The organism is Micromonospora sp. RTGN7 (assembly GCF_033804645.1).
Classification (GTDB): domain Bacteria; phylum Actinomycetota; class Actinomycetes; order Mycobacteriales; family Micromonosporaceae; genus Micromonospora.
This window is the reverse complement of the sequence record NZ_JAPZLF010000043.1, coordinates 1-7,174: the sequence shown is the minus strand read 5'-3', so window position 1 is coordinate 7,174 and position 7,174 is coordinate 1. Positions and strand designations below refer to the sequence as shown.

At 72.8% G+C, this 7,174-nt stretch carries 8 protein-coding genes and 1 pseudogene; 5 read left to right on the top strand and 4 right to left on the bottom strand.

All coding sequences use genetic code 11. The features are described 5' to 3' along the window. A pseudogene (locus tag SNR22_RS29050) lies at positions 1-232 on the top strand (hypothetical protein); the annotation flags it as partial. Positions 233-335: 103 nt separating this feature from the next. On the opposite strand, the gene SNR22_RS29045 reads toward SNR22_RS29050, so the two are convergent. Continuing rightward, positions 336-1,172, bottom strand: a complete 837-nt coding sequence (locus SNR22_RS29045) for an undecaprenyl-diphosphate phosphatase (protein WP_320069877.1) — start codon at positions 1,170-1,172, stop codon at positions 336-338. Beyond that, positions 1,169-2,221 carry an LLM class F420-dependent oxidoreductase gene (locus SNR22_RS29040; RefSeq protein ID WP_320069876.1) on the bottom strand — a complete coding sequence of 351 codons (1,053 nt, stop codon included), beginning with the start codon at positions 2,219-2,221 and terminating at the stop codon, positions 1,169-1,171. The genes SNR22_RS29045 and SNR22_RS29040 overlap by 4 nt, the downstream gene beginning before the upstream one ends. Before the next feature lie 181 nt (positions 2,222-2,402). Here SNR22_RS29040 and SNR22_RS29035 point away from each other — a divergent pair, with 181 nt between their 5' ends. Then, positions 2,403-3,374, top strand: a complete 972-nt coding sequence (locus SNR22_RS29035; protein ID WP_320069875.1) for an aldo/keto reductase — start codon at positions 2,403-2,405, stop codon at positions 3,372-3,374. An 80-nt stretch (positions 3,375-3,454) separates the two neighbouring features. Next, entirely contained in the window at positions 3,455-3,646 is a 192-nt protein-coding gene (locus tag SNR22_RS29030; RefSeq protein ID WP_091265978.1) for a DUF5703 family protein, read from the top strand. Between the two features lie 86 nt (positions 3,647-3,732). Here SNR22_RS29030 and SNR22_RS29025 read toward each other — a convergent pair whose 3' ends face one another. Together SNR22_RS29025 and SNR22_RS29020 are read right to left on the bottom strand one after the other, a co-directional pair. Beyond that, complete coding sequence (locus SNR22_RS29025) at positions 3,733-4,401, bottom strand: hypothetical protein (protein ID WP_320069874.1); 669 nt, start codon at positions 4,399-4,401, stop codon at positions 3,733-3,735. Positions 4,402-4,459: 58 nt separating this feature from the next. Continuing rightward, a complete protein-coding gene (locus SNR22_RS29020; protein WP_320069873.1) occupies positions 4,460-5,788 on the bottom strand; it encodes a M20/M25/M40 family metallo-hydrolase in 1,329 nt (442 codons plus the stop codon). A 161-nt stretch (positions 5,789-5,949) separates the two neighbouring features. On the opposite strand from SNR22_RS29020, the gene SNR22_RS29015 reads away from it, so the two are divergent. Beyond that, on the top strand, positions 5,950-6,591 hold the full coding sequence (locus SNR22_RS29015) for a hemerythrin domain-containing protein (RefSeq protein ID WP_320069872.1): 642 nt from the start codon (positions 5,950-5,952) through the stop codon (positions 6,589-6,591). A gap of 90 nt (positions 6,592-6,681) precedes the next feature. Next, on the top strand, positions 6,682-7,174 hold a 493-nt coding region (locus SNR22_RS29010; RefSeq protein ID WP_320069871.1), incomplete at its 3' end, for a LysR family transcriptional regulator.

Below are 7,174 nucleotides of genomic sequence, written 5' to 3'. Positions count from 1 at the left end.
CCAAGGCCTGTTCCAGCAGCGCCCCACCAGCGGCTGGGGCACCGTCGAGCAGATCACCGACCCCGAGTACTCCACCCTGGCATTCCTCAAGGGCCTCAAGCAGATCGACGGGTGGCAGGACATGCCCCTGACCCAGGCCGCCCAGACCGTGCAGGTCTCGGCATACCCCGACGCCTACGCCCAGTGGGAACAGCAGGCCGCCGACCTCGTCACCAAGCACTGGAACAGCTGACCCCCCACCCCGAAACACCACCACCGGCCGGACACCCCACACAGGGTGCCCGGCCGGCGGCGTCGTCGCGTACCGAGCACGCCGGCCACGGGGGTGCCCGTCATCAGGTGGCGGAGAGGGACCCGGTCATCAGGAGGGCGAGGACCAGGGTGCCCAGGGCGACCCGGTACAGCACGAAGACGTACAGGGTGTGGTGGGCGACGTAGCGCAGCAGCCAGGCGATGGCCGCGTATCCGATGACGAAGGCGATCAGCGTGGCGACGACCATCTGCGCGCCGCTCGGCGCGGAGGTGCCGGGCGCCGACGGCTCGAGCACGTCGGGGACGCTGAACACCCCGGACATCACCACGGCCGGGATGGCCAGCAGGAACGAGTACCGGGCTGCCGTCTCGCGGGTGAGATTGAGCAGCAGGCCGGCCGTCAGCGTGCCGCCGGAGCGGGACACACCGGGGATCAGCGCCATCGCCTGGGCGAAGCCCATCACGATGCCGTCACGCATCCGGAAGTCCTTCAGGGTGCGGGTCTGCCGACCCCAGTACTCGGCGAACGCCAGCACGAACGCGAAGACGATCAGCGTGGTGGCCACCACCCACAGGTTGCGGGCCGTGTCGCGGATCGCGTCCTTGAACAGGAAGCCCAACAGGCCGATCGGGATGGAGCCGACGATCACGTACCAGCCCATGCGGTAGTCGAGGCTGCTACGGACCGAGCGGTCGAAGAGGCCGACCACCCAGGTTCGGGCGATCCGCCAGATGTCCTTGGCGAAGTAGATCAGCACGGCGGCCTCGGTGCCGAGCTGGGTGACGGCGGTGAACGAGGCTCCGGCGTCCCGGTCGAAGAAGATGGCCGAGGTGATCCGCAGGTGCCCCGACGAGCTGACCGGCAGGAACTCGGTCAGTCCCTGGACGATGCCCAGGACGATGGCTTCGATCCAGGTCACTCGCCGACCCCGGCGAGGTCCAGCGCCTCGGCGACGGTACGCAGGGTCTGCACGCCGCTGTCCCGGTCGGCGACGAAGAGGGTCACCGACAGGGTGGTGACGCCGGCCGCGGCGTACTCCCGCAGCCGCTCGGCGATGCGCTCCTTCGGCCCGAGCAGTGAGGTGCGGTCGATGAACTCCATCGGCACCGCGGCGGCGGCGTCGCGTTGCCGCTTGGCCAGGTAGAGGTCCTGCACCTCGCGGGCGGCGTCGCCGTAGCCCATCCGGGTGGCGAGCTGGTTGTAGAAGTTCTGCTGCCGGCTGCCCATGCCGCCGACGTAGAGAGCGGCGTAGTAGCGGACCAGTTCGGCGCAGGTCGCCACGTCGTCGCCGACGACCACCGGCACGGAGGGGACGACGTCGAAGCCGGCGAGCTCCTTGCCGGCCTTCGCGCGGCCGGCCCGCACGGCGGCGAGTTGCTCCTCGGCGAACTCGGGGGCGTAGAAGACAGCCAGCCAGCCGTCGGCGATCTCGCCGGCCAGTTCCAGGTTCTTCGGGCCGACCGCAGCGAGGTAGATCGGGACCTGCTCGCGGGGCGGGTGGAAGCCGAGCCGCAACGCCTTGCCGGGGCCGTCGGGCAGCGGCAGGGTGTAGAACTCGCCGTCGTACGCGACCGACTTGCGGGCGATGGCGAGCTTGACGATGTCGACGTACTCCCGGGTGCGGGCGAGGGGCTTGGCGAAGCGCACCCCGTGCCAGCCCTCGGAGACCTGGGGCCCGGAGACGCCCAGGCCGAGCCGGAACCGGCCGTCGGAGAGCGCGTCGATGGTCGCCGCCGTCATCGCGGTCATCGCGGGCGTACGGGCGGGGATCTGCATCACCGCGCTGCCCACGTCGATCCGTTCGGTCTGCCCGGCGATCCAGGCCAGCATGGTCGGCGAGTCGGAGCCGTAGGCCTCCGCCGCCCACACCACCGAGTAGCCGAGCCGGTCCGCCTCCTGGGCAAGTGCCAGGTGGTCGGCGGGTGTGCTCCACGCCGTCTGGTATCCGAGGCTGAGTCCGAGTCGCACTGGTCCTCCCCATCCCGCACCACAGGTCGCATCAGGGTACGCAATGCGGGCGGCCGGGCCGATCACCGGCTCATGCCGAACGCGTCACACTGGCCCCGGGGGCGGGCCGGCCCCGAGTGGGAGCAGGAACTTGACGGAGGCGAGGATGTCGGTGGCGACGGGTTCGAAATAAGGTTCACCCATGCAACAGCGACCGCTCGGCCGAAGCGGGCTGGCGGTTTCCCGGCTCGCGCTCGGCACCATGACCTGGGGCCGGGACACCGACGCCGACGACGCGGCCGCCCAGCTGAAGAGCTACCTCGACGCGGGCGGGAACCTGGTCGACACCGCCGACGTGTACGGCGACGGGGACGCGGAGTCGGTGATCGGGTCGCTGTTGGGCAGCCTGGTCCCCCGCGACGAGATGCTGATCGCGACGAAGGCGGGGCTGCGGCCGGGCACCGGCCGGCGCCGGGACGGCTCCCGGGGACACCTGCTGCGGACCCTGGACGCCTCGCTGCGCCGGCTCGGCACGGACCACGTGGACCTGTGGCAGGTGCACGGATACGACCCGGACACCCCCCTCGACGAGACCCTGGCGGCGCTGGATCACGCGGTGTCCAGCGGCCGGGTCCGCTACGTCGGGGTGTCGAACTTCTCCGGCTGGCAGACCGCGCGGGCCGCGGCCTGGCAGGCGGCGTGGCCGGGGCGGGCACCGGTGGTGGCCGCCCAGGTGGAGTACTCGTTGCTGGAGCGGGGTGTGGAACGAGAGGTGCTGCCGGCCTGCGACGCACTGGGCCTGGGGGTACTGCCCTGGTCTCCGCTGGGCCGGGGGGTGCTCACGGGCAAGTACCGGCACGGGCGGCCGGGGGACTCGCGGGCCGCCTCGCCGCACTTCGAGGCGTTCGTGGCGACCTACCTGGAGCCGCGCTGCTCCAGCATCGTGGAGGCGGTCGCCACGGCCGCCGGCGGGCTGGGCGTGTCGCCGCTGGAGGTGGCGTTGGTCTGGATCCGGGACCGGCCGGGGGTCACCGCCCCGATCATCGGTGCCCGGACGGTCGGGCAACTGCTCGGCGCACTCCAGGTGGAGCGGATGACCCTGCCGGACGAGATCGTCATCGCGCTCGACGACGTGTCGGCCGTGCCGGTGGGTTACCCGGAGCGGGACGGCTGAGTCGGGCCGTCCGGTGGGGCGGCGGCGGTCACCCTGGCAGGGGTGGCGAACAGGCCCGCGGGCTGGGCAGCATGGAGGGCATGGACTACGAATACGCGCCGCTACGGTTGCCCTCGAACGTCGACCGGCTGACCGCCGCGGCGCAGTTGGCGATCCAGGCGGAGTTCTCGGGCTGGGAGCTGGCCCGGGTGCGGCTGTACCGGGACGGCACCCGGCAGGTCATGCTGCGCCGCCGCCGGGTCAACCAGCCCCAGCCGGGCCTGTCGTACTGACCGTCGCTCGCCGGCGGGGCGAGCACGGCGCGGCGGCGCCCCGGGGCCCGGGCGGTGGGCTCGGGCCCCGGGGCGGTCGTGGCCTACTAGTGGCGGTGCCCCGCGTGGTCGTGCTCCTCGTCCTCGAGGTCGAGGAACGGGTGCTCGTCGAGGCGACCGACCAGCCGGTCGTCGTCGGCGGGCTGGAACGGGCCCACCGGGTCGTCGTCGTCGAACGACTCCAGGTCGACCGAGGCGCCGACCTCGCTGACCATCACCACCCCGTCGAGCGGTTCCAGCTCCGGGACGTCCAGGGCGCTGAGCGAGCCGTCGCCGCTCTGCAACAGCTCCAGCACCGCCTCACCGACACCCTCGACGGCCACGGGCTCGTCGTCGGTGGGGGTGCCCTCGCGGCGGGCCGCCTCGGCGACCCGGATCAGCGCCGCGACGCTGGGGACCCGGTAGTCGCGGCGCTGGCGCACCGAGATGACCCTCGGGTGCGGGTCGGTGGCCTCGACGCCCTCGGCGGCGGCGCCGAAACGCTCGTCGGCCTCGTCGGGGTCGATGGACTCCACGTCCCAGGGGGTCACCTCGCCGAACGCGTCGAGCAACTGCTCGTCGTACGCGCAGGAGGCGTTGTTCAACGCGACGTACGCCTGCCAGACGTCGTCGTCGTCGACGCGCCCCTGGGCGGTTCGGACGGCGGTCAGGTGGGCGCGGGCGGCGTCGATCACCCGCTCCAGGGCAGCGTCCAGCTCACCGTGCTGGTCGGTCATGTGCGTTCCCTTCACGATGGGGAATGATCCGCGCCAAATGGTAGGGCGACGGACACGGTCAGCAACTCCGGAGGAACCGGTCGAGAACCCGCACGCCGAACTGTAGTCCGTCCACCGGAACCCGCTCGTCGATGCCATGGAAGAGGCCGGAGAAATTGAGATCGGCGGGCAGCCGTAGCGGCGCGAAGCCGAAGCAGCGGATGCCCAACCGGGAGAAGGCCTTGGCGTCGGTGCCGCCGGAGAGCATGTACGGCACTGGCCGGGCGCCCGGGTCCTCCGCGCGCAGCGCCGCGGACATTGCCTCGACCAGGTCGCCGTCGAAGGTGGTCTCCAGGGCGGGCTGGCGCTGGATGTACTCGATCGCGATGTCCGGGCCGACCAGCTCGCGTAGCTGCCGCTCCAGCAGCTCGGACTGGCCGGGCAGGCTGCGGCAGTCGATGGTGGCGGTGGCCCGGCCGGGGATGACGTTGTCCTTGTAACCGGCGGCGAGCCGGGTCGGGTTGGCGGTGTTGCGGATGGTCGCCCCGATGATGTTGGCGATCGGGCCGAGCTTGGCGATGGCGGCCTCCGGGTCCTCCGGGTCGAGTTCGACGCCGAGCAGGTCGGAGACCTCCTCCAGGAACGCCCGCACGGTGTCGGTGACGACCACGGGGAAGCGGTGGCGGCCGATGCGGGCGACCGCCTCGGCGAGCGCGGTGACGGCGTTGTCGTCGTGCACCATCGAGCCATGGCCCGGCCGGCCCTTGGCGTGCAGGCGCAGCCAGTCGATGCCCTTCTCCGCGGTCTCGATGAGGTAGAGCCGCTGGGACTCGTTGATCGAGTACGAGAAGCCGCCGACCTCGCCGATCGCCTCGGTGCAGCCGTCGAAGAGGCCGCGGTGGTGCTCGGAGAGGAAGTGCGCGCCGTAGTCGCTGCCGGCCTCCTCGTCGGCGGTGAACGCCAGCACGATGTCGCGGACGGGGCGGACCCCGGTGCGCTGCCAGTGCCGCACCACGGCCAGCACCATGGCGTCGAAGTCCTTCATGTCGATCGCGCCCCGGCCCCACAGGTAGCCGTCGCGGATCTCCCCGGAGAACGGGTGGACCGACCACTCGTCGGCGTCGGCGGGAACGACGTCGAGGTGGCCGTGGACGAGCAGCGCGCCCCGGCCGGGTTCGGTGCCGGGGATGCGGGCGACGAGGTTGGCCCGGCCCGGCGCGGACTCGTGGATCTCGGCGCTGACGCCGACCTCGGCCAGTTTCTCCGCGACGTACTCGGCCGCGACGCGTTCCCCGACGCTGGTGGCGTTGTCCCCGGTGTTCGTGGTGTCGATGCGCAGCAGGTCACGGCAGAGGTCGACGACCTCATCAGTGGGGTCGGGTCGGGCGGAGGCGGCGTCGCTCGTCATCGGTTCTTCATACCAGCCGCGGGGGCGGGCCGGACCGCCGGCGGGACCCTGGCGTTTCGCGCGGGCCCGGGCCGGGTATCGCCGGTGCCGTCCCGTACCGCCCACTGGGCCGTCCCCGCTCCCCTTCGGGGCCGTCGCGCCCGCCAGCCGAGGAGGGCACCATGACCGTCCCCCTGCCCCCGTTGCCGCCCGTGCCCGACGAGGGCTACCGGCCCGGCGGACGCAGCCTCGCCGAACTCGTCGACGACGAGCACCGGCAACTGCTGGACCTGGCCGATCGGGCCGACGACCCGGTCGGCGGTCCGCAACTACTCGGCTCGGTGGTCGAGGTGCTCACCGCGACGGTCTCCCGACACCTGTCGGCGGAGGAGCAGTACCTGTTCCCCGCCGTGCGGGCGGCGCTGCCGCAGGCCGGTGAGCTGGTCGACCGGGAGATCGCCGAGGCCGCCGCGCTGCTGACCGCCCTGAAGGCCCTGACCGGCCCGGCGGATCCCGCGCTGGCCGACGTGGCCGAGCGGCTGCGTCGGCACGTCGCCCGGGTCGACGTGCTGGTCGCCCCGCTGCGGGAGGTAGCCACCGACGCCGAGCTGATCCGGCTGGGCAACCGGTGGGAGATCGCCGAGGAGGCCGCGCCGACCCGGCCGCACCCGGGCACCCCGGCGACGCCGCCGTGGAACCGGATCGTCGAGCCGGCGATGGGCGTGGTGGACAAGGTACGCGACGCGGTGACCGGAAGGCCTACGTACGTGGCGGATCTGGACCCGGGAACCGACCGGCCGCAACGGCAGCGGCCGCCGGGCTGACCGGATACCGGGCGGGTCGCCCTGAATATCGGTCAACTCCGATCCCCCCGAGGCCTTCCGTCGATCCCACAGTGGCCATACCGTCACCGTATGAATCTGGAGCTGCGACACCTGCGGGTCGTCTGCGCCATCGCGGAAACGGGGAGCGTGACCAAGGCGGCGTCCACCCTCGGCCTGGCCCAACCAGCGCTCACCGCCCAGCTCCAGCGCATCGAGCGGGCCCTGGGCGGGATGTTGTTCGAGCGGGACCGTCGGGGTGCCCGGCCCACCGCCCTCGGCGAGTTGGTGCTGTCCCGGGCTCGGGTCCTGCTGCCTGCGATGCAGGGGCTTCAGGACGAGGCGGCCCGACTGGCCGGGGCCGGCCCCACGCCCGCCCGGTACCGCTTCGGCGGAGTGAACAGCCCCATCCTCGGCCGGCTGGTGCACCGGCTCGCCGCCGTGCACCCGCAGGCCCAGATCACGACGTACGCCTCCTGGTCCGGCGCCGAGCCGTCCCCCGCCCGGCGGCGGGGGCCGGTGGGCGACCCCCCGGGCGGGGGGGGGGGCGCCCCCGCCCCCCCCCCCCGGCCCCGGCGGCCCGGGG